Source organism: Streptomyces sp. NBC_01498, assembly GCF_036327775.1.
Lineage (GTDB): Bacteria > Actinomycetota > Actinomycetes > Streptomycetales > Streptomycetaceae > Streptomyces.
On sequence record NZ_CP109598.1, the window covers coordinates 1,510,145 to 1,530,133 of the forward strand.

Consider the following 19,989-nt stretch of genomic DNA (forward strand, 5'->3'; position numbering starts at 1 on the left):
GCAGCGTCGCTCACTGGTCCGCCCCCTCGTGCTCGTCGGTGGTCTCGTCGGAGGCGGCGTCGTCCTCGGCGGTCGTCGGCTCGTAGACCAGCACCGCCCGGTTGTCGGGGCGCAGTCGGGCCTCGGCCACCGCGCGTACCTCCTCGGCCGTGACGTCCAGCACCCGTCCGACGGCGGTCAGCGCCAACTGCGGGTCGCCGAACAGCACCGCGAACCGGCACAGTTCGTCGGCGCGGCCCGCGACCGTGCCGAGCCGGTCGAGCCATTCGCGCTCCAACTGGGCCTGCGCGCGCTCCATTTCCTCGGCCGTGGGGCCTTCGGCCGCGAACCGGGCCAGCTCCTCGTCGACGGCGGCCTCGATCTGCGGCACCTCCACGCCGCCGGACGTCTTGACGTCCAGCCAGCCGAGCGAGGGCGCGCCGGCCAGGCGCAGCAGGCCGAATCCGGCGGTGACGGCCGAACGGTCGCGGCGCACCAGCCGGTTGTGGAGGCGGGAGGACTCGCCGCCGCCGAGGACGGTGAGCGCCAGGTCGGCGGCGTCGGCCTCGCGGGTGCCGTCCTGCGGCAGCCGGTAGGCGGCCATCAGGGCGCGCGCGGGGACGTCCTCGTGGATCTCCTCGCGCAGTTCCTCGCCGATGACGCCGGGCAGGGAGCCGTCGCGCGGCGGCTGCTTGCCGTCGTGTCCGGGGATCGAGCCGAAGTACTTCTCGATCCAGGCGAGCGTCTGCCCGGGGTCGATGTCGCCGACGACGGACAGCACGGCGTTGTTCGGCGCGTAGTACGTACGGAAGAACTGGCGCGCGTCTTCGAGGGTCGCGGCGTCCAGGTCGGCCATCGAGCCGATCGGGGTGTGGTGGTAGGGGTGGCCCTCGGGGTAGGAGAGGGCGGTGAGGCGCTCGAAGGCGGTGCCGTAGGGCACGTTGTCGTACCGCTGGCGGCGTTCGTTCTTCACGACGTCGCGCTGGTTCTCCATCCCCTCGTCGTCCAGGGAGGAGAGCAGGGAGCCCATGCGGTCGGCCTCCAGCCAGAGCGCGAGCTCCAACTGGTGGGTGGGCATGGTCTCGAAGTAGTTGGTGCGCTCGAAACTGGTGGTGCCGTTGAGCGAGCCGCCGGCGCCCTGCACCAGCTCGAAGTGACCGTTGCCCTTGACCTGCTTCGAGCCCTGGAACATCAGGTGCTCGAAGAGGTGGGCCAGGCCCGTACGGCCCTTGACCTCGTGGCGTGAGCCGACGTCGTACCAGAGGCAGACCGCGGCGACCGGGGTCAGGTGGTCCTCGGAGAGCACCACGCGCAGTCCGTTGGCGAGCCGGTGCTCGGTCGCTGTGAGGCCGCCGGAACCGGCCTGCGCTGTGGCCGTGTGACCCATGGGCATGTACGTCCCTTCGATCGCGATATGGAAAAGTCCTGCCACTGTATGCAAGCGTGCGGACGCCTGGCGACGTTCCCGTGTCGGGCGAAGCGGCGTGGACTCGCCAACGGCTTGCCGTCGGCGCGCGGTCCGCCTCGTCCGCCCGGCCCTCCCCCGGCCCGTCCGCGGGCCGCCGGAAAGGGCGCCCCGGCCGGTCCAACGACGGGTCGAGGTCCGCGTTGTCAGTACGGCGGTCCACAATGGTCCGCGTCAGTTCCGCACGTTGTCCGCCCCAGAGTCCGCCCGGACCCGCACAGACCTCTGAAGGAGCCGCAGCAGCGATGGCCCGCCGCAGCACGAAGACCCCGCCGCCGGAGGACTTCGAGGAGAAGATCCTCGACATCGACGTGGTCGATGAAATGCAGGGCTCCTTCCTTGAGTACGCGTACTCGGTGATCTACTCCCGTGCCCTGCCGGACGCCCGTGACGGCATGAAGCCGGTGCACCGCCGGATCGTCTATCAGATGAACGAGATGGGGTTGCGGCCCGACCGGGGCTATGTGAAGTGCGCCCGTGTCGTCGGCGAGGTGATGGGCAAGCTGCACCCGCACGGTGACGCGTCGATCTACGACGCGCTGGTCCGGATGGCACAGCCCTTCTCGATGCGGCTGCCCCTGGTCGACGGGCACGGCAACTTCGGCTCCCTCGGCAATGACGACCCGCCGGCCGCGATGCGGTACACGGAGTGCCGGATGGCTGACGCCACGTCACTCATGACGGAGTCGATCGACGAGGACACCGTCGATTTCCAGTCGAATTACGACGGTCAGGAGCGGGAACCGGTCACGCTGCCCGCCGCGTATCCGAATCTGCTGGTCAACGGCGCCTCCGGGATCGCGGTCGGCATGGCGACCAACATGGCGCCGCACAATCTGGGCGAGGTCGTCGCGGCGGCCCGGCACCTGATCAAGCACCCGGGCGCCGACCTGGAAACGCTGATGCGGTACGTGCCGGGGCCCGACCTGCCCACCGGTGGCCGGATCGTGGGCCTCCAGGGCATCCGGGACGCGTACGACAACGGGCGCGGGACGTTCAAGATCCGCGCCACGGTCGCCGTGGAGGACGTCACGCCGCGCCGCAAGGGCCTGGTCGTGACCGAACTGCCCTTCACCGTCGGTCCGGAGAAGGTGATCGCCAAGATCAAGGACCTGGTCTCGGCGAAGAAGCTCATGGGCATCGCGGACGTCAAGGACCTGACCGACCGGCAGCACGGGCTGCGGCTGGTCATCGAGATCAAGAACGGCTTCATCCCCGAGGCGGTGCTGGAGCAGCTCTACAAGCTGACGCCGATGGAGGAGACCTTCGGCATCAACAACGTGGCGCTGGTGGACGGTCAGCCGCTGACGCTGGGGCTGAAGGAGCTGCTGGAGGTCTATCTCGACCACCGGTTCAACGTGGTGCGCCGGCGCAGCGAGTTCCGGCGCACCAAGCGGCGCGACCGGCTGCATCTGGTGGAGGGGCTGCTCGTCGCGCTCCTCGACATCGACGAGGTCATCCGGCTCATCCGGTCCAGCGACAACTCGGCGCAGGCGAAGGAGCGGCTGATCGAGCGCTTCGCGCTGAGCGAGGTGCAGACGCAGTACATCCTGGACACCCCGCTGCGGCGGCTCACCCGGTTCGACCGGATCGAGCTGGAGAGCGAGCGCGACCGGCTCAACGGCGAGATCGACGAGCTGACCGGGATCCTGGACTCGGACGCGGAGCTGCGGAAGCTGGTCTCCGCCGAACTGGCCACGGTGGCGAAGAAGTTCGGCACCCCCCGGCGCACGGTGCTGCTGGAGTCGGGCAGTTCGCCGGTGACGGCGGTGCCGCTGGAGGTGGCCGACGACCCGTGCCGGGTGCTGATGTCCTCGACGGGGCTGCTGGCGCGTACGGCCAACGGGGGGCCGCTGGGCCCCGGTGACGGCAAGCGCGTGAAGCACGACGTGATCGTCTCGGCGGTGCCGGCGACGGCGCGCGGCGAGATCGGCGCCGTCACCTCGGCGGGGCGGCTGCTGCGGGTCCCGGTCATCGATCTGCCGCAGCTGCCCGACACGGCGTCGGCGCCGAACCTGTCGGGCGGGGCGCCGATCGCGGAGTTCCTGACGCTGGAGCCCGACGAGGCGGTCGTCTGTCTGACGACGCTGGACGAGTCCTCCCCCGGTCTCGCGCTGGGCACGCTCCAGGGTGTGGTCAAGCGGGTCGTCCCGGACTACCCGTCCAACAAGGACGAGTTGGAGGTCATCACCCTGAAGGAGGGTGACCGGGTGGTGGGCGCGGCGGAGCTGCGCACGGGCGACGAGGACCTGGTCTTCATCACCTCCGACGCCCAGCTGCTGCGCTATCAGTCCGCGCAGGTCAGGCCACAGGGGCGGCCCGCGGGTGGCATGGCCGGCATCAAGCTCACCGAGGGTGCCTCGGTGATCTCCTTCACGGCGGTCGACCCGGCGGGGGACGCGGTCGTCTACACGGTGGCCGGTTCGCACGGCACGCTGGACGACGCGGAGACGACGGCGAAGCTCACACCGTTCGACCAGTATCCGCGCAAGGGCCGGGCCACCGGCGGGGTGCGCTGCCAGCGCTTCCTCAAGGGCGAGGACCTGCTGGTCTTCGCGTGGGCGGGCGCGGCCCCGGCGCGGGCCGCGCAGAAGAACGGAGCACCGGCACGGCTGCCGGAGCCGGACCCGCGCAGGGACGGTTCGGGCACGCCGCCGCCCACGGTCGTCGCCGTCCTGGCGGGCCCGGCGACCTGACGTAGGGCGCAGCGCGGCGCACTCACGACCGGTCCGGGCCGGGCGGTCCGGCACTCACGACCGCTCCGGCCCGGTGGGCTCTCCGGCGGCCGGACCGGGCGGAGCGCGGCGGGCGCCTCCGCACCGCACGGTAGTTCGCACCGGCGACGACCGGGCCGCTCCGGGCGTGGCCACCGGGGCCGCGTGGGCGCGGGCCGCCCCGCGCCCCTCCACCGCAGGCACCCCCGGGGGCCACGGGAGGTGGCCCCCTTCAGGACTCGTGCGCGTCCGCGCCACGTACACGCGCGGCACTCCGCCTTGAGACACGTCGCACCGGCCGGATGCCGCGCGGCGGGCGCTCCCCCGGTCCGGCCCGACCCGCACGACAGGTACGGGCCGGAGGCCGGAAAGGCGCCTCGTTCGCGCGTCAGCTCCGCAGCCACGCCGCCGTGTCCTGCGGCAGCCGGCCCTCCTCGTCCAGGGGGCCGCTGGTGAGCAGGACGTGCGTGTGGGCGGGCAGCTCCGTCGGGGGGCCACCGAGGTTGACGACGCAGATCAGTCCGTCGCCCCGGGTGAAGGACAGCACCCCGGGAGGGGACGGCAGCCACGTCAACAGCTCCCCGGCGGCCGGGGGTTCGCCGTCCCCGGCGGCCCGCGCGGCGGCGAACCCCGGCTCCGTACGGCGCAGCCGCAGTGCCCGCCGGTACAGGCTGAGCATCGAGTGCGGGTCGTCCGTCTGGAGGTCGGCGGCGTACTTCGGCCAGGACTCCGGCTGCGGCAGCCACGGCTCGGTGTCCCCGCCGAATCCGGCGTACGGCGCCTCCGCCGTCCAGGGCAGGGGGACGCGGCAGCCGTCCCGGCCCGGATCGGTCCCGCCGGACCGGAAGTGCATCGGGTCCTCGATGCGGTCGCGCGGGATGTCGGCCTCGGGCAGGCCCAGTTCCTCGCCCTGGTAGATGTAGACGGCGCCGGGGAGCGCGAGGGAGAGCAGCGCGGCGGCGCGCGCCCGGCGGGTGCCGAGTTCCAGGTCGGTGGGGGTGCCGAAGGCCTTGGCCGCGAAGTCGAAGCGGGTGTCCTCGCGCCCGTAGCGCGTCACGGTGCGGGTGACGTCGTGGTTGGAGAGCACCCAGGTCGCGGGGGCGCCGACCGGGGCGTGCTCGGCGAGCGTGTCGTCGATGGAGGTCCGCAGCGGGTCCGCGTCCCACCGGCAGGACATGAAGCTGAGGTTGAAGGCGGTGTGCAGTTCGTCGGGGCGCAGATAGCGGGCGAACCGTTCGGCGTCCGGGAGCCAGACCTCGCCGACGAAGATGCCGCCGTACTCGTCGGCGATGGCGCGCCAGGAGCGGTAGATGTCGTGGAGTTCGTCGCGGTCCACGAAGGGGTGGGGGTCGGTGCCGGGGGTGAAGTCGGGCAGGGCGGGGTCCTTGGCGGGCAGGACGGCCGAGTCGATGCGTACGCCGGTCACGCCCCGGTCGAACCAGAAGCGCAGTACGTCCTCGTGCTCCCGGCGGACCGCCGGGTGGGCCCAGTTGAGGTCGGGCTGGCCGGTGGCGAAGAGGTGCAGGTACCACTCGCCGTCCGCCACCCGGGTCCAGGGGACGCCGGCGAACTCGGACACCCAGTTGTTCGGGGGCAGTTCGCCGTTCTCGCCGCGCCCCGGGCGGAAGTGGAAGAGTTCGCGCTCGGGGCTGCCCGGTCCGGCGGCCAGCGCGGCCTTGAACCAGGCGTGCTGGTCGGAGACATGGTTGGGCACGATGTCGACGATCGTCCGGATGCCCAGTTCCCGGGCCTCGGCGATGAGTTTCTCCGCCTCGGCGAGGGTGCCGAAGGCCGGGTCGATGGTCCGGTAGTCGGCCACGTCGTAGCCGCCGTCGGCGAGCGGCGAAAGGTACCAGGGGGTGAACCAGAGTGCGTCCACGCCCAGTTCCACGAGGTACGGCAGCCGGGAGCGCACGCCGGCGAGATCACCGGTGCCGTCGCCGTCGCCGTCGGCGAAGCTGCGTACATAGACCTGGTAGATGGCGGCGTCGCGCCACCATTCGACGGTGGCCTCGGCCGGCTCGATGGCTGCCACGTGACGGTCCTTTCGGGCAGGTGGGACTCCGCCGCCGGCCCCGGACAACGGGGCACTGGATGGGAGGGCCGGCGGCGGAGTGCTGGTGGGGAGTGGGTCGTACGGAGCGGAGAGGACGATCAGCCCTTGAGGCCGCCCGCGGTCAGACCGCTCATGATGTTGCGCTGGAAGATCAGGAAGATGAGCAGCGTCGGGACGGACGCGATGGTGAGCGCCGCGATCAGGACGTTCTCCGGTACACCGCTCGCGAGGGAGTAGATACCGACGTTGAGGGTCTGTTTGCCGGGGTCGGGCAGGGTGAGCATCGGCCAGAGGAAGTCCTTCCAGACGCCCACGACCGCGAAGATCGACACGACTCCCAGGATGGGCCGGGAGATCGGCAGCACCACGGAGCGCAGGGTGCGGGTCGCCGACGCCCCGTCGATGGCCGCCGCGTCCAGCAGCTCCCGGGGGATCGAGTCGAAGAACCGTTTGAGGAGGAAGATGTTGAAGGCGTTGGTGACGGACGGGAGCCAGATCGCCCAGGGCGAGTTCAGGAGGTTCCGTTCGACGATCGGTACGTCGAGCACGGTCAGGTACTGCGGTACGACGAGGACGGTCGCCGGGATCATCAGTGTCATCAGCATCAGCCCGAGGATGGCCTTTCCGAAGACCGGCCGCAGCTTGGAGAGCGAGTAGGCGGCGGCCACGTCGAAGATCAGCTGGAAGGCGAGCGCGCCGAAGGCGTAGTACAGGGTGTTGAAAAGCAGCTTGGCGAGGTCCATGACCTTCCACGCCTGCTCGTAGTTCTCCGGGTGGAGTGAGGTCGGGAAGGCGGTCGGTGGGCTCTGCACCACTTCCTGGGTGGTCTTGAGACCGCCGGTGACCATCCAGTAGAGGGGGCCGAGGAAGACCAGCGTGAAGAGGGCGACCACCAGGGCGAAGGCGATCCAGTAGAAGGCCCTGCCGCGGGATCTGCCCAGCTGGGCCGGTGAGATCAGGGTCCGCGGGCGGGCCTCGGCGGTGGCGGCCCGATTGCGCCGGGGTACGAGCGTGTTCGCTGTCATGCCTTCTCTCCCCTCACTCGTCCTCGCCACCGCGACTGAGCCGCACGTACACCGCGGAGAAGCCCGCGAGGAGTACGAGCAGGACGAGTCCGAGTGCGGCGGCGCTGCCGTAGTTGTTGAAGTTGAACGCGTACTGGTAGATGAGATAGACGACCGTTGTCGTGGAGCCTTCCGGCCCGGCCCCGTTGGTGAGCAGGAACGGTTCGGTGAACACCTGCATGGTCGCGATGATCTGCATGAGCAGCATCAGCGAGAGAATGAGCCGGGTCTGCGGAATGGTGACGTGCCAGATCTTGCGGAGGATTCCCGCGCCGTCCAGTTCGGCCGCCTCGTAGAGCTCTCCGGGAATTCCCTGGAGTGCGGCGAGATAGATGAGGGTCGCCCCGCCCATGTTCATCCAGGTCGCCGCGACGACCACGGAGAGCATGGCCGTGTCGGTGTCCTGGAGCCATTGCTGTGCGGGCAGGCCGAAGGTCTCCAGGATGCGGTTGAACAGGCCGTATCCGGGGTCGTAGAAGTACTTGAAGAGCAGTACCGACGCGACCGGCGGCAGCATCACGGGGAGATAGACGAGCAGCCGGAGATATCCCTGGCCATGCCGGAATTCGTTGATGACGACGGCGATGACGAACGGGACGACGAATCCGAGCAGCAGCGCGAGGGCGGTGAAGAGGAGCGTGTTGCGCCAGGCCTGCCAGAAGGCGGGGTCGTTGAAGATGTACGTGAGGTTGGACCAGCCGGCCCAGGTGGTCTCTCCGTTCTCGGTCTTCTGGAAGGCCAGGATGAATTCCCTGACCATCGGATACCAGGAGAAGAACGAGAAGCAGAGCACGGCTCCGATCAGGAATCCGTGCGCCGAGAGATTGCGGCGTACGGAACGGAGGAACTCCTCGCGGGCGGAGTCCGTCCGGGCGGGGCCGGGGCGTCCTTCGCGCGGCGGGGTCGCCTTGCTCTTGGACAGGGTGGGGGCCGACATGGTCTCTCCTCGGTGCCGGTGCGCGGACTCGGTGACGCGCGGACGGACGGAGCGCGGCTGCGGGCCGGTCGCTGCGGACCTGCCCGCGGGCGGGACCGGGTCCGCGTGACCCGGTCCCGCCCGTCCGTCACTGAGTCGCCAGGACTTGGTTGACCTGCTGCTCGGCGGTCGTCAGCAGCTTGTCGACGTCCGCGTCCTCGTTGGTCAGCACTCCCGACATCGCGACGTCGAGGATCTTGTAGATCTCCTGCGCCTTCGGCGGCTCGGCCTTGCCCTTGACCGGGTTGTCCATGAAGGGCTTGAAGTTCTCGACCGGCATCGTCGCGTGCTGGCCGCGCTGCGCGTCGTCCTTGGCCTTGGAGTCGCCGAGCCAGAAGTTCGGCTGCGGGAGTCCGACGGGCAGCTGGTCGGCCTTGCTGCGCTCCCAGTTGAACTGGCCCTTGCCCGGGGTGAGGAACTTGAAGTTCTGCCAGGCGATGGCGGCCTTGATCTTGTCGGGCGAACTGCCCTTCTTGATCATGTAGTTGTTGCCGCCGAAGAGGGTGGCCTGGGCGCCGGGGATCGGTCCCATGCCGAAGTTCTCGTACTTGGCGCCGAGTTGCTGGACCATGTACGTGATGTCGTCGGGCGCGGCGAGGAACATGCCCAGCTTGTCGGTGGCTATCCGCTTCTGGAGATCGCCCCACTTGAGCAGCTGGGTCTTGCCCATGCTGTCGTCCTCCCACCGCATGGTGTGCAGGTTCTGGAGGACCTGCTTGCCCAGGTCGGTGTTGAACGCGGCCTTCTTGCCCGTGGCGTCGACGACCTCACCGCCGAGACCGTAGAGGGACGCGGTGAAGTGCCAGCCGCCGTTGTTGCCCGCGCTGTACTCGCCGAAGCCGGAGACACCGCCGCCGAGACCGGCGATCTTGTCGGAGGCCGTACGGACGTCTTCCCAGGTGGTCGGGGGCGAGTTGGGGTCGAGCCCGGCCTCGTCGAAAAGCTTCCGGTTGACCAGCAGGCCCATGGTGTAGTTGCTGGTCGGCAGGCCGTAGAGCTTGTCGTCCTGCTTCAGCACACCGAGGACGTCCGGGTCGATGTCCTTCAGCGCGGGGACGGTCTTGTCGGTGACGTACGCGGAGATGTCCGCGGCACCGTCGTTGTCCAGCACCTGCTGAAGGTCGGTGAAGTAGGTGTAGAACACGTCGGGCTGGGACTTCGCCTTGAGCATCGCGGTGAAGCGCGGGGGCTCCAGGCACTGGCCCGGGGTGGACTTCCCGTCGATGGTGACGTTCGGGTACGTCTTGTTGAACTCCTTGACGTCCTCCTTCCACTCCTTGAGCTCCGCCGCCTTGGCGGCCGGCGGCATGCAGTCGATCGAGAGCGTCACCTTCGCCTTCGGGTCCAACGGCGCTGACGGGTCGGACGACCCGCCGCCGGAGTCGCCGTCGTCGTCGCTGCTGCTGCTGCTCGTGCCGCAGGCGGCGAGAGTCAGGGCGAGCACGGTGACAATGGCGGCCGCGGCGGTGCGGTCGATACGGCGATTACGGCGGAACCCAGCACTTCTCATCGATGGTCCCCTTCGGGCATGAGCGTGGAAGGCCCGCGGCTGAAACTCTGCCGGGGCGCGGCACACTCAACCACCGCCGACAGGAGACCGCAAGATGTCGCGCCGTTTTCGTAAAAGTTTGACAGTCTTCCGCATCGTCCACCGCCCGTACCGGGGACCGGAGTTGGACAGGGCGGGATTTGCCGGACAGACCCCCCGGGACGGCCACAGGGCCCCCGAGGGGGCCCTGGAAGGGGCTTGCGGGGCCGCGGGAGCGTCGCGCGGCGGGAAGAAGTCGCGGGCGGGCGCGCGGCGGGGCCGCGGGCGTCAGCGGGGCGACTGCGCCGTGGAGCCGCGTACCACCAGCTCCGGCTCGAACAGCAGCTCGCCGGGCGGTACGGCGCCGCCCTGGATCTGCGCGCACAGCAGTTCCACGGCGGCCCGCCCCATGGCCTCGATGGGCTGGCGGACCGTCGTCAGCGGCGGCTCGGTGCAGTTCATGAAGGCCGAGTCGTCGTAGCCGACCACGGAGACCTCGCCGGGCACGTCGAGTCCGCGCCGGCGGGCGGCCCGCACGGCGCCGAGCGCCAGCGGGTCGCTCGCGCAGATGATGCCGGTGACCCCCCGGTCCAGCAGCCGCGCGGCGGCGGCCTGGCCGCCCTCCAGGGAGAACATCGACCGCTCGACGCACTCGTCGGGCAGCGACTCCCCCGCCGCCTTGGCCGCCGCGACCGCGGCGGCGAGCTTGCGCCGCGACGGTACGTGGTCGGACGGGCCGAGGACCAGGCCGATGCGCTCGTGGCCGAGCGAGGCCAGATGGCGCCACGCCTGCTCGACGGCGACGGCGTCGTCGCAGGAGATGGTCGGGAAGTCCAGGTTCTCTATGGGCGCGTTGATGAGCACGACCGGGATCCGGCGCTCGTGCAGCTGGCGGTAGTGCTCGTGGGGCGCGTCGGCCTGCGCGAAGAGACCGCCGGCGAAGACGACGCCGGACACCTGCTGCTGGAGGAGCAGCTCGACGTAGTCCGCCTCGGAGACACCGCCCTTGGTCTGCGTGCACAGCACGGGGGTGAGCCCCTGCTGCGCGAGCGCGCCGCCGATCACCTCGGCGAAGGCGGGGAAGATCGGGTTCTGGAGCTCGGGCAGGACCAGACCGACCAGCCTGGCGCGCTCGCCGCGCAGCTGGGTCGGCCGCTCGTACCCCAGCACGTCCAGCGCGGTCAGCACGGACTGCCGTGTGGCCTGGGAGACTCCCGGCTTGCCGTTGAGCACCCGGCTGACCGTGGCCTCGCTGACCCCAACCTTCTTCGCCACCTGAGCAAGTCGTCGCGTCATGAACGCAAGACTAGCGCAAGCGATGCAAGCTACTTACTTCTGAGCGTAAAGTCCCTGCACAGACCGGGTACCGCGTGGCGGGGTTCCCGGCGCCGTACGGGCGAGACCCGTACGCCGCGGGGGCAGGGCCCCGGCACCGGGCCGGACACGGGCCCGATGCCGCCCGGGGAAGACCCCCGGGCGGCACCAGGTTCAGCGCCTCACCCTCGCCAACCCGGTGCTACGGGTTGATATTGATCTTGAAGTTGGGCGTGACGTTCCGTACGTCCACGGCGTTCGCGCTCATCCGCAGACCGTTGAACGTGACCTCACCGACCGCGGGGCCCTGTCCCGCCTCCGGCATCTCGTTCGCCCAGAGACCGAAGCCGGACTTGGCGTCGAAGGCGTCGCCGCTCTTCTTGGCACCGGTGATCGAGATGTCGTTCAGGATGGTGTCCTTGATCGGGAACTGCGGCTGGCCTCCCACGTAGTTGGTCTGGAACATGATCCCGCTGTACGTCGGGTCGACGATGTCCACGTTGTTGATCCGGATGCCCTGGAACACCTTGGACGCGGAGAACAGCCAGATGCCGGGGAACGTCTGGGAGCCCCAGAAGTGACCACCGGACCGGACGATCGACACGTTCTCGATCGTCGTGGGCTGGGTGCCGAAGCCGTTCATCGGGTAGCCGAAGTCCAGCGAGCTGACCGTGATGCCCGAGTAGACGAGGGTGTCCGCGATGTGGATGTTGCGGAAGGTGTTGTTGAAGCCGCCGTAGACGGCCACACCCGCCGCGCGCCAGGTCAGGATCGACGTCAGGTTCTCGTAGACGTTGTCCTTCATGTCCGCGCCGCCGGCGTCGATCGCCGAGAACAGCGCGAAGCTGTCGTCTCCCGTGGCCCGTGCCTCGTTGCTGGTCACGAGGTTGCCGGTGCTGCCGTTGGTCATGTTGATGCCGTCGGCGAACATGTTGCGGATACGGGAGTTCTTGATGGTCATGTCGTCGGTGTTCGCGCCCCAGTAGAGGCACACCATGTGCTCGTTCCAGATGTTGTCGATCTCGATGTCCCGGACGTTCGAGAAGTCGAACACCTTGCCGGGACCGTCGATGCGCGACGTGTAGTTGCCGAAGTACGCGAAGTTCTTGAACGACGAACCCGCCGCCGCGGCCTCGGCCCGGAACCCGATGTCGGTGTTGTCCTGGGTCGACGGGGCGTGGAACTTGGTGTACCAGGGCCCGGCGCCGACCACCTGGACGGGCTTGCCGTACACCTGGAACTTGCTGGCCGTCTGGTAGTCACCGGCCGGCAGGTAGACACCCTTGAGCGTGCCGGTGTTGTCCATCCGGACCCGGTCCAGGGCGTTCTGCACGTCCTGGTGGGTGAATCCGGTCGGCACCGTGTACGTCGCCGGGTCGGGGTTGGCGACCGGCGCGACCTGCTCCAGGTTGATGAAGTCGATCGCGTACGTGGTGTCGTTGGCCGCGTCCTTCTGGAGCTTGATCCTGCTGCCCGCCGGGACGGTCTTGCCCAGCATCATGTTCGCCTCGTCGTAGATGTGACGGGGCGCGCCCTGGCCCGGCGAGTTGCCCGGACCCGCCTCGGCGCCGTACAGCCAGGCGTACTTGGACGTGAGGTCGATCGCCTTCAGGAAGACGCCGTCCACATAGACGTTGAGCGTGGAGTTGCGGCCCCCGCCGCCCGCGGCGTCGGGGATGGAGAAGCGGGTCACCAGGGTGTTGGTGCTGGCCCGGGTGGTGAACTCGACGTACTCGCCGTTGGCGTCGAGGTTGACGGCCCGGCGGCCGGACGCCTCGCCCGCGATGTCACCGATGTCCCGGTTGGGACCGACCTTGGTGGCGCCGCCGCCGGTCGTGCCGTCCTCGGCCTCGTACATGTCGTACGGCATGTTGGCGCCGCGGCCGACGAACAGCGACTGGGTGCTGGTGTTGTTCTCGCGCTTGACCGGCACCTCGTTGGCGTCGTCCGCGAGGACGACCTTCACGGTGTACGAGCCGTTGGTGGCGGCCCAGGTGCCGAGCGCGACCGGCGCGGTGGTGGCGCCGGCGGCGATGACCCCGGTGTGCGTGCCGGTGAGGGTACGCACCGTGGCGCCCTCGGAGTTGACGACGGTCAGGGTGACGCCGTGGCCGCCGCCCGCGGAGGCGACGGTGCCCTGGTTCCGGATCGAGACGGAGAAGTTGACCGTGTCACCGGCCGCCGGGGCGGACGGGGACGTGCCGACGGTCGCGACCAGGTCCGAGCTGGCGACCGGCTTCACCACGAGGGGCGCCGGCGCGGTGAAGGTGTTGTTGGTCTCGTTCTGCTCGATCACCGCGTTCGCCACGTCGGCGACCGCACTGAGTTGGTAGCTTCCGGCGTCGCGCGGACCGATCGCGGCGCTGACGTTGGCGGACGCGCCGGGGGCGAGGGACCCCACGGACGCCGTGCCGACCTTGGAGTCGCCGAGGCGGAATTCGAGCGAGCTGGCCGCGGCGGTGGCGGTGCCGTTGTTGCGGACCGTCGCCGAGAGCGTGATCGGGCTGGACTCGACCGGCTCGGTGGGCGACGCGGTCACCGCGGTGACCTGGAGGTCCGGGTTGGGCGCCGGCTCACCGAGCACCTGGAACTCGGCCACCTGCCCCGCGCCGGAGCCGGAGTTGGAGGTGAACCTGAGCTGGACGTCCGCGACGCTCCCGGAGACCGGGATGGTCACCTGGTTCCCGGAGGCCGGGCTGAACGCGTAGTCCTTCGCGGCGGCCAGACTGGTGAAGCCGGTCGCGTTCTGCTCACGCCCGAGCACCTGGATGTTCTGGGTACGCGGTCCCCAGCTGCTGTCCGGGTTGAGCTTGACGACGACGCTCTCGGTCGAGGCGTTCGAGCCGAGCTTCACGGTCAGCGTGTTGGGGTAACTGCCCCCGGCGCCTTCCCAGTAGGTCGACGTGGAGTTGTCGTTGGCGTTGGCCGCGACGAACGTGTGGACCACGGAGGAGGCGCTGATCGGCTTGCCGACGGCCAGGTTGGAGGCCGAACCGGAGCTGCCGGTGCGGACGACCGTGTTGCTGTTGCCCGACCGGTTGCCCGCCGCGTCCCTGGCCCGGACGAAGTACGAGACCGTGGCCCCGGCCGGCTGGGTGTCGGTGAAGGTCAGCACGTTGCCCGCGACCGTGTCCCGCAGCACGTTGTTGGCGAAGATCTCGTAGCCGGTGACCCCGGTGTTGTCGCTCGACGCCTGCCACGCCAGCCGGACCTGGGTCGGCGCGGGCGTGGTGTGGGTCAGCCCGGTGGGCGCGGTCGGCGCCTGGGTGTCGCCGCCCTGGGCGGTACGGGTCACGGTGTTGCTGTTGCCCGAGACGTTGCCCGCGGCGTCCTTGGCCCGCACGAAGTACGCGACCGTGGTGTTGCCGGGCTGGGTGTCGGTGAACGTGGTGACGTTCCCGGCGACGCTCGTCCGCAGGACGTTGTTGGCGTAGATGTCGTAGCCGGTGACCGCCGTGTTGTCGGTCGACGCCTTCCAGGTCAGCCGGATCTGACCGGAGGCGGGCTCGGTGAACGCCAGCTCGGTCGGCGCCGTCGGTGCCTGGGTGTCGCCCGTCTCGGGACCGTAGATCTCCAGCTCGGAGAACTGGGCGCCGGGCTGCACGCTGTTGGCCGTGACCAGGACCCGTACGTAGCGGGTGGTGGTCGCGTCGAAGGGGATCGTCACCGTGTTGCCCGACCCGGGCGCGAACTGGTGCGCCTGGGACGCGGTCAGGTCGGTGAAGGCGCTGTTGTTGGTGCTGCCCTGGATCTTGAGGGTCTGGCTTCTGGCCCCCCAGCCGTCGGGCAGCTTCAGGACGACGCTGTTGACGGCGACGGACGAGCCGAGGTCGGCCTGGATCCACTGCGGGAAGGCGCCGTTGGCGCTCTCCCAGTAGGTGGCCTTGTTGCCGTCGTTGGCGTTGGCCGCGCCGTACACCTCCGTGTGGCTGCTCTCGGTGAGCGTCCGCCCGGCGGCGAGGTTGACCGACGCGGCGGCGGCCTTGTGGACCTGGAGCTCGGCGAGCTGGCCCGCGCCGGCGACCGAGTTCTTCGTGATGTTCACGCGGACGTAACGCGCCCGGGTGGCGGGGAACGAGATGCTGACCTCGTTGCCCCCGCCCGGACCGAAGGTGTACGTGGCGGAGGTCTTCAGTGTGGCGAAGCTGGTTCCGTCGGCGCTGCCCTGGACGGCGAGGGTCTGCTTCCTGGTCTCCCAGTCGGCGGGGAGCTTCAGCGTGACCTGGTCGATCCGGGCGGTGGACCCGAGATCGGTCTGGACCCACTGGGGGAGGCTCTTGCCGGAGCCCTGCCAGTACGTCGAGGGGTTGCCGTCCGCGGCCATCCGGGCGGAGTGGTCGCTCTTCGCGCTGCTCGCCGCCGCGGTACTGCCCGCGGCGATGTTGGGGCCGTCGGCCGCCGAAGCGGTGAGGGACGGCCAGCCGACCATCAGGAGACTGGTGGTGACGGCGGCGGAGAGCGCCCGCCATCTCCAGCGGTGAGATCTCATGTATCCCCGATCTTCGGCCTCGGCGCGGGGCGGCGAGGCGCGGCTCTGTCTGCATGGCTGGTGCCACCTGGCTGGTGCAACAGGCGTTTCTGCACTGCGGAGCGGGATCTTTTGCGTTGTGCGGTCAGAGAGTTGCAGAGAAATGCGAGAGCGTCCACCGGTCGGACAGAACCAAGTCGGCCGTTCTCTGGCGCGAAAACACCCAAGACGGACCCACCAGGCCCTATCAGTCAGCCGTCGGGCGACCCTCCAACGGACTGCAAGTTGCTTGCAGAACGCGTAAGCAGTTTGCGTAAAAATGCAAAATCCAGAAAGAGACCTGCACGGTCTACCGTTCGTACGCATGAGCGCCGGACCGACGCATTCCCCCCGACGGCGGCGATTCGGCTGGCCACGGCGCGCCTTCTCCCAGGTGCTGCTGATGCAGCTGGTGATCGCCGCGGGCACCGCCGTGCTCGTCACCGGACTGTTCCTCCGGCCACTGGGCAACCACCTCGACGACCAGGCGATGCGCCGCGCGCTCGCCATCGCCGAGACGACTGCCTCCCGGCCGGTCGCGGAGGCCCTGCTCGCGTCCCGGCCCTCGCTCGACGGGCCGGTGCAGCACGAGGCCGAGCGGATCCGGCGGGCCACCGGCGCCGAATACGTCGTGATCATGGACCGGCGCGGGGTCCGCTGGTCACACACCGACACCCGGCAGATCGGCCGGGTCGTCTCCACCGACCCCAGCGAGGCCATCGCCGGACGCCATGTCATGGAGATCGACAGCGGCACCCTCGGCCGCTCGGCGCGCGGCAAGGTCCCGCTCCGTGACGGGTCGGGAAGGATCATCGGCGCGGTCTCGGTGGGCATCGCGTACGACAGCGTCCGCGAACGGCTGATGGCCACGATCCCCGGACTCCTCGCGTACGCGGGCGGCGCCCTCGCCGTCGGCGCGCTCGGCGCGTATCTGATCTCCCGGCGGATCCAGCGCCAGACCCATGACCTGGCCTTCTCCGACATCGCGGCGCTCCTCGCCGAACGCGAGGCGATGCTGCACAGCCTGCGCGAGGGAGTCATCGCCCTGGACCGCGCGGGCCGTATCCGGCTGATGAACGACGAGGCGCTGCGGCTGCTGGGCCTCGGGCCGGAGGCCACCGGCCGGCCGCTCGACCTGGTGCTCGGACCGGGGCGCACCACCGACGTGCTCGCGGGCCGGGTGGCCGGCGACGACCTGGTGACCGTGAGCGGCGGCCGAGTGCTCATCGCCAACCGGATGCCGACCGACGACGGCGGCGCGGTCGCCACCCTCCGTGACCGTACGGAAGTGGAACGGCTCGGCCGGGAACTGGACGCCACCCGGGGTCTCATCGACGCCCTGCGCGCCCAGGACCACGAGCACGCCAACCGGATGCACACGGTGATGGGGCTGCTGGAGCTCGGGTTGCACGAGGAGGCCGTGGAGTTCGTGAACGAGGTGGTGGGCGTGCACCGGGCCACCGCCGAGCAGGTCACCGAGCGGATCCACGACCCGCTGCCCGCCGCCCTGCTGGTCGGCAAGGCCACCGTCGCCGCCGAACGGGGCGTGTCGCTGCGCATCTCCCCCGCCACACTGCTGCCCGACCGGGTCGTCGACCCGCAGGGGCTCGTCACGGTGCTGGGCAATCTGGTGGACAACGCGCTGGACGCGGCGGGCGGCTCCGAGGACCCGACGGTCGAGGTGGAGGTACGGGCCGAGGGCCGTACGGTCGTCCTGCGGATCTCCGACAGCGGCCCCGGCGTTCCGCCCGACCTGCGCGAACTGGTCTTCACGGAGGGCTGGACGACGAAGAAGCTCCCCGCGCACGGCCGGCGCGGGCTGGGCCTCGCCATGGTGCGCCGGCTCGCCGAACGGCAGGGCGGCAGCGCGCGGGTCGGCGCGTCCGCCCACGGGGGCGCGGAGTTCACCGTCGTCCTGCCCGAGGCCCTGGCCGGCGCGGCGGAGGGCGCGGCGGTGCCACGGGACGCCGTAGACGCGGGCGGGCTCCTGGTACGCGACCCGGCGGGCGGCGCCGTATCCGAGCTGCCGGGCGGTCCCGGTCCCGTGGGCGATCCGGCGGGCGGTTTCGTACGGGGCCCGGGGGCGTCGGCCGGTCCCCCGGGCCGTGATCCGGCGGGACCGGACGGTCTCTCAGACCGCTCCCGCGCCCGTGAGTGACCGCACCTCGGACTCGGCGTAACGGGCCTCGTCCGGGCGTTCGCGCGACAAGGCCGTGCCCAGCAGACCCGCCAGGAAGCCGAGCGGGATCGAGACCAGGCCGGGGTTCTGGAGCGGGAAGAGCTGGAAGTCACGCCCCGGGAAGATGGCCTCGGGGCTCCCCGAGACGACGGGGGAGAACACCACGAGGAGCACGGCGGGCACCAGGCCGCCGTACACCGACCAGACCGCTCCGCGCGTGGTGAAGTTCCGCCAGAACAGCGAGTAGAGCAGCACGGGCAGATTGGCCGAGGCGGCGACGGCGAAGGCGAGGCCGACCAGGAAGGCCACGTTGAGATCGCGGGCGAGCAGTCCGAGCGCGATGGCGACGGCGCCGATGCCGGCCGCCGCGTACCGGGCGACCGTGACCTCGCCGCGCGGCCCGGCGCGTCGGCCGGCCCGCGCACCGGTACGGCTCCGGACGCGGGACTTCACACGGGAGGTGGGCCGCTTGAGCGAGGCGTACAGATCGTGCGCGACGGAGGCCGACGAGGCGAGCGTGATGCCCGCGACGACCGCGAGGATCGTCGCGAAGGCGACGGCGGCGACCACGGCGAACAGGACCGTGCCGCCGGTGGAGCCCGCGCCGCCGCCCAGGTCGAGGGCGAGCAGCGGCACCGCCGTGTTCCCCGCCGCGCTCGACGCGCGCACCTCGTCGGTGCCGACCACGGCCGCCGCGCCGAAGCCGAGCACGATCGTCATCAGGTAGAAGCCGCCGATCAGCGCGACGGCCCAGACGACCGAGCGGCGGGCGGCGCGGGCCGTGGGCACGGTGTAGAAGCGGGAGAGGATGTGCGGCAGCCCGGCCGTACCGAGGACCAGCGCGAGACCCAGGCTGATGAAGTCCAGGCGCGCGGTCCAGCCGCCGCCGTAGGCGAGACCGGGTGACAGGAAGTCCGCGCCGTGGCCGCTGCGTTCGGCGGCGGTGGTGAGCAGCGCGTTGACGTCGCCGTGGAAACGGAGCAGGACGAGCACGGTCAGCGCGAGCGTCCCGGCCATCAGCAGCACGGCCTTGACGATCTGGATCCAGGTGGTGCCCCGCATTCCGCCCAGCGTCACGTAGACGACCATCAGCGCGCCCACGCCGATCACCGTCCAGGTGCGCGCCGCCTCGCTGGTGCCGCCCAGCAGCAGCGCGACCAGACTGCCCGCGCCGACCATCTGCGCCACCAGGTAGAACACCGAGACGGCGATCGACGAGGTGCCCGCGGCGATCCTGACCGGGCGCTCCCGCATCCGCGCGGCGACGACGTCGGCGAGGGTGAACCGGCCGCAGTTGCGGACGAGTTCGGCCACCAGCAGCAGGACGACGAGCCAGGCGACGAGGAATCCGACGGAGTAGAGCATGCCGTCGTAGCCGAAGAGGGCGATCACGCCGGAGATACCGAGGAAGGATGCGGCCGACATGTAGTCACCGGCGATGGCGAAACCGTTCTCCATGGGGGAGAAGAGGCGTCCGCCCGTGTAGAACTCGTCCGCCGAGCCGTGCCGGTGGCGGCTCACCCAGGTGGTGATGCCGAGGGTGACGGCGACGAACGCGCTGAACAGCAGCAGGGCCGCCGTCTGGTGGTCTCCTCTCATCGCCGCGCCTCCGCCCGTGCGGCGTCCCCGTCCCGGTTCCTCGTACGGTCGAAGACGCTCCAGCGCAGGTCGAGCGCGTCCCGGTCCCGGTACAGCCGGGCATGCCGGGAGTAGGCCCAGGTCAGCAGGAAGGTGGTGGCGAACTGGGCGAGCCCGGCTACCATCGCCACGTTCAGGGCGCCCGCCACCGGGTGTGCCATCAGTCCCGGCGCGGTGGTCGCGGCGACGACGTACGCCAGATACCAGGCCAGGAAGGCGAGGGTGGCCGGGACGACGAACCGGCGGTAGCGGCGGCGTACCTCCTGGAAGGCGGCGCCGCGCTGGATCTCCCGGTAGATCTCGGCCGCGCCGGGCCCCGCTCCGTGCTCGCCCACGCCCGCCGGGCCGACGGAGGCCCCGGCGGTCCCGGAGCCGACGGCGGCTCCGGGGCTTCTCGCTATGCCCACGCCGTCCGGTTCGCCCCAGCCCGAGGCGAGGGCGTCGTACCAGGGGTCGTCGGTCCGCACTGTCGCGGCGTCACGCCCGTCCTGCTTGTCCACCGGTCAACTCTCCTTGTCGGCTGGCCGTTTCGGCCGCGCCCCAAGGATGGGCGGAAGAGTGGGATGCCG

The 19,989-nt window shown here is 70.4% G+C and carries 11 protein-coding genes; 2 read left to right on the forward strand and 9 right to left on the reverse strand.

Translation table 11 applies throughout. From position 1 onward, the window contains the following. Nucleotides 1–10: 10 nt before the first annotated feature. On the reverse strand, nt 11–1,372 hold the full coding sequence (locus OG875_RS06270; protein ID WP_330177616.1) for a M16 family metallopeptidase: 1,362 nt from the start codon (nt 1,370–1,372) through the stop codon (nt 11–13). 317 nt (nt 1,373–1,689) lie between these two features. Here OG875_RS06270 and OG875_RS06275 point away from each other — a divergent pair, with 317 nt between their 5' ends. Further along, entirely contained in the window at nt 1,690–4,140 is a 2,451-nt protein-coding gene (locus OG875_RS06275; RefSeq protein WP_330173239.1) for a DNA gyrase/topoisomerase IV subunit A, read from the forward strand. Nucleotides 4,141–4,546: 406 nt separating this feature from the next. Here the strand turns inward: OG875_RS06275 and OG875_RS06280 are convergent, their stop codons facing one another. The 6 genes from OG875_RS06280 to OG875_RS06305 form a co-directional block, all read right to left on the reverse strand. Continuing rightward, nucleotides 4,547–6,193: a glycoside hydrolase family 13 protein gene (locus tag OG875_RS06280; protein WP_330173240.1), complete on the reverse strand. Its 1,647-nt coding sequence runs from the start codon at nt 6,191–6,193 to the stop codon at nt 4,547–4,549. Nucleotides 6,194–6,312: 119 nt separating this feature from the next. Continuing rightward, entirely contained in the window at nt 6,313–7,239 is a 927-nt protein-coding gene (locus OG875_RS06285; protein ID WP_330173241.1) for a carbohydrate ABC transporter permease, read from the reverse strand. Nucleotides 7,240–7,252: 13 nt separating this feature from the next. Next, on the reverse strand, nt 7,253–8,215 hold the full coding sequence (locus OG875_RS06290) for a carbohydrate ABC transporter permease (protein ID WP_330173242.1): 963 nt from the start codon (nt 8,213–8,215) through the stop codon (nt 7,253–7,255). A 127-nt stretch (nt 8,216–8,342) separates the two neighbouring features. Beyond that, the gene (locus OG875_RS06295; RefSeq protein WP_330173243.1) at nt 8,343–9,764 is read right to left on the reverse strand and encodes an ABC transporter substrate-binding protein; all 1,422 of its coding nucleotides are present in this window, start codon (nt 9,762–9,764) and stop codon (nt 8,343–8,345) included. A gap of 306 nt (nt 9,765–10,070) precedes the next feature. Further along, a complete protein-coding gene (locus tag OG875_RS06300; RefSeq protein ID WP_330173244.1) occupies nt 10,071–11,078 on the reverse strand; it encodes a LacI family DNA-binding transcriptional regulator in 1,008 nt (335 codons plus the stop codon). A 220-nt stretch (nt 11,079–11,298) separates the two neighbouring features. Continuing rightward, nucleotides 11,299–15,585 carry a galactose-binding domain-containing protein gene (locus tag OG875_RS06305; protein ID WP_330173245.1) on the reverse strand — a complete coding sequence of 1,429 codons (4,287 nt, stop codon included), beginning with the start codon at nt 15,583–15,585 and terminating at the stop codon, nt 11,299–11,301. Nucleotides 15,586–15,928: 343 nt separating this feature from the next. On the opposite strand from OG875_RS06305, the gene OG875_RS06310 reads away from it, so the two are divergent. Continuing rightward, on the forward strand, nt 15,929–17,761 hold the full coding sequence (locus OG875_RS06310; RefSeq protein WP_330173246.1) for a sensor histidine kinase: 1,833 nt from the start codon (nt 15,929–15,931) through the stop codon (nt 17,759–17,761). Here the strand turns inward: OG875_RS06310 and OG875_RS06315 are convergent. Then, entirely contained in the window at nt 17,735–19,381 is a 1,647-nt protein-coding gene (locus OG875_RS06315; protein ID WP_330173247.1) for a solute symporter family protein, read from the reverse strand. The genes OG875_RS06310 and OG875_RS06315 overlap by 27 nt on opposite strands. Next, complete coding sequence (locus tag OG875_RS06320; protein ID WP_330173248.1) at nt 19,378–19,920, reverse strand: DUF485 domain-containing protein; 543 nt, start codon at nt 19,918–19,920, stop codon at nt 19,378–19,380. The genes OG875_RS06315 and OG875_RS06320 overlap by 4 nt, the downstream gene beginning before the upstream one ends. Between the last annotated feature and the right edge of the window lie 69 nt (nt 19,921–19,989).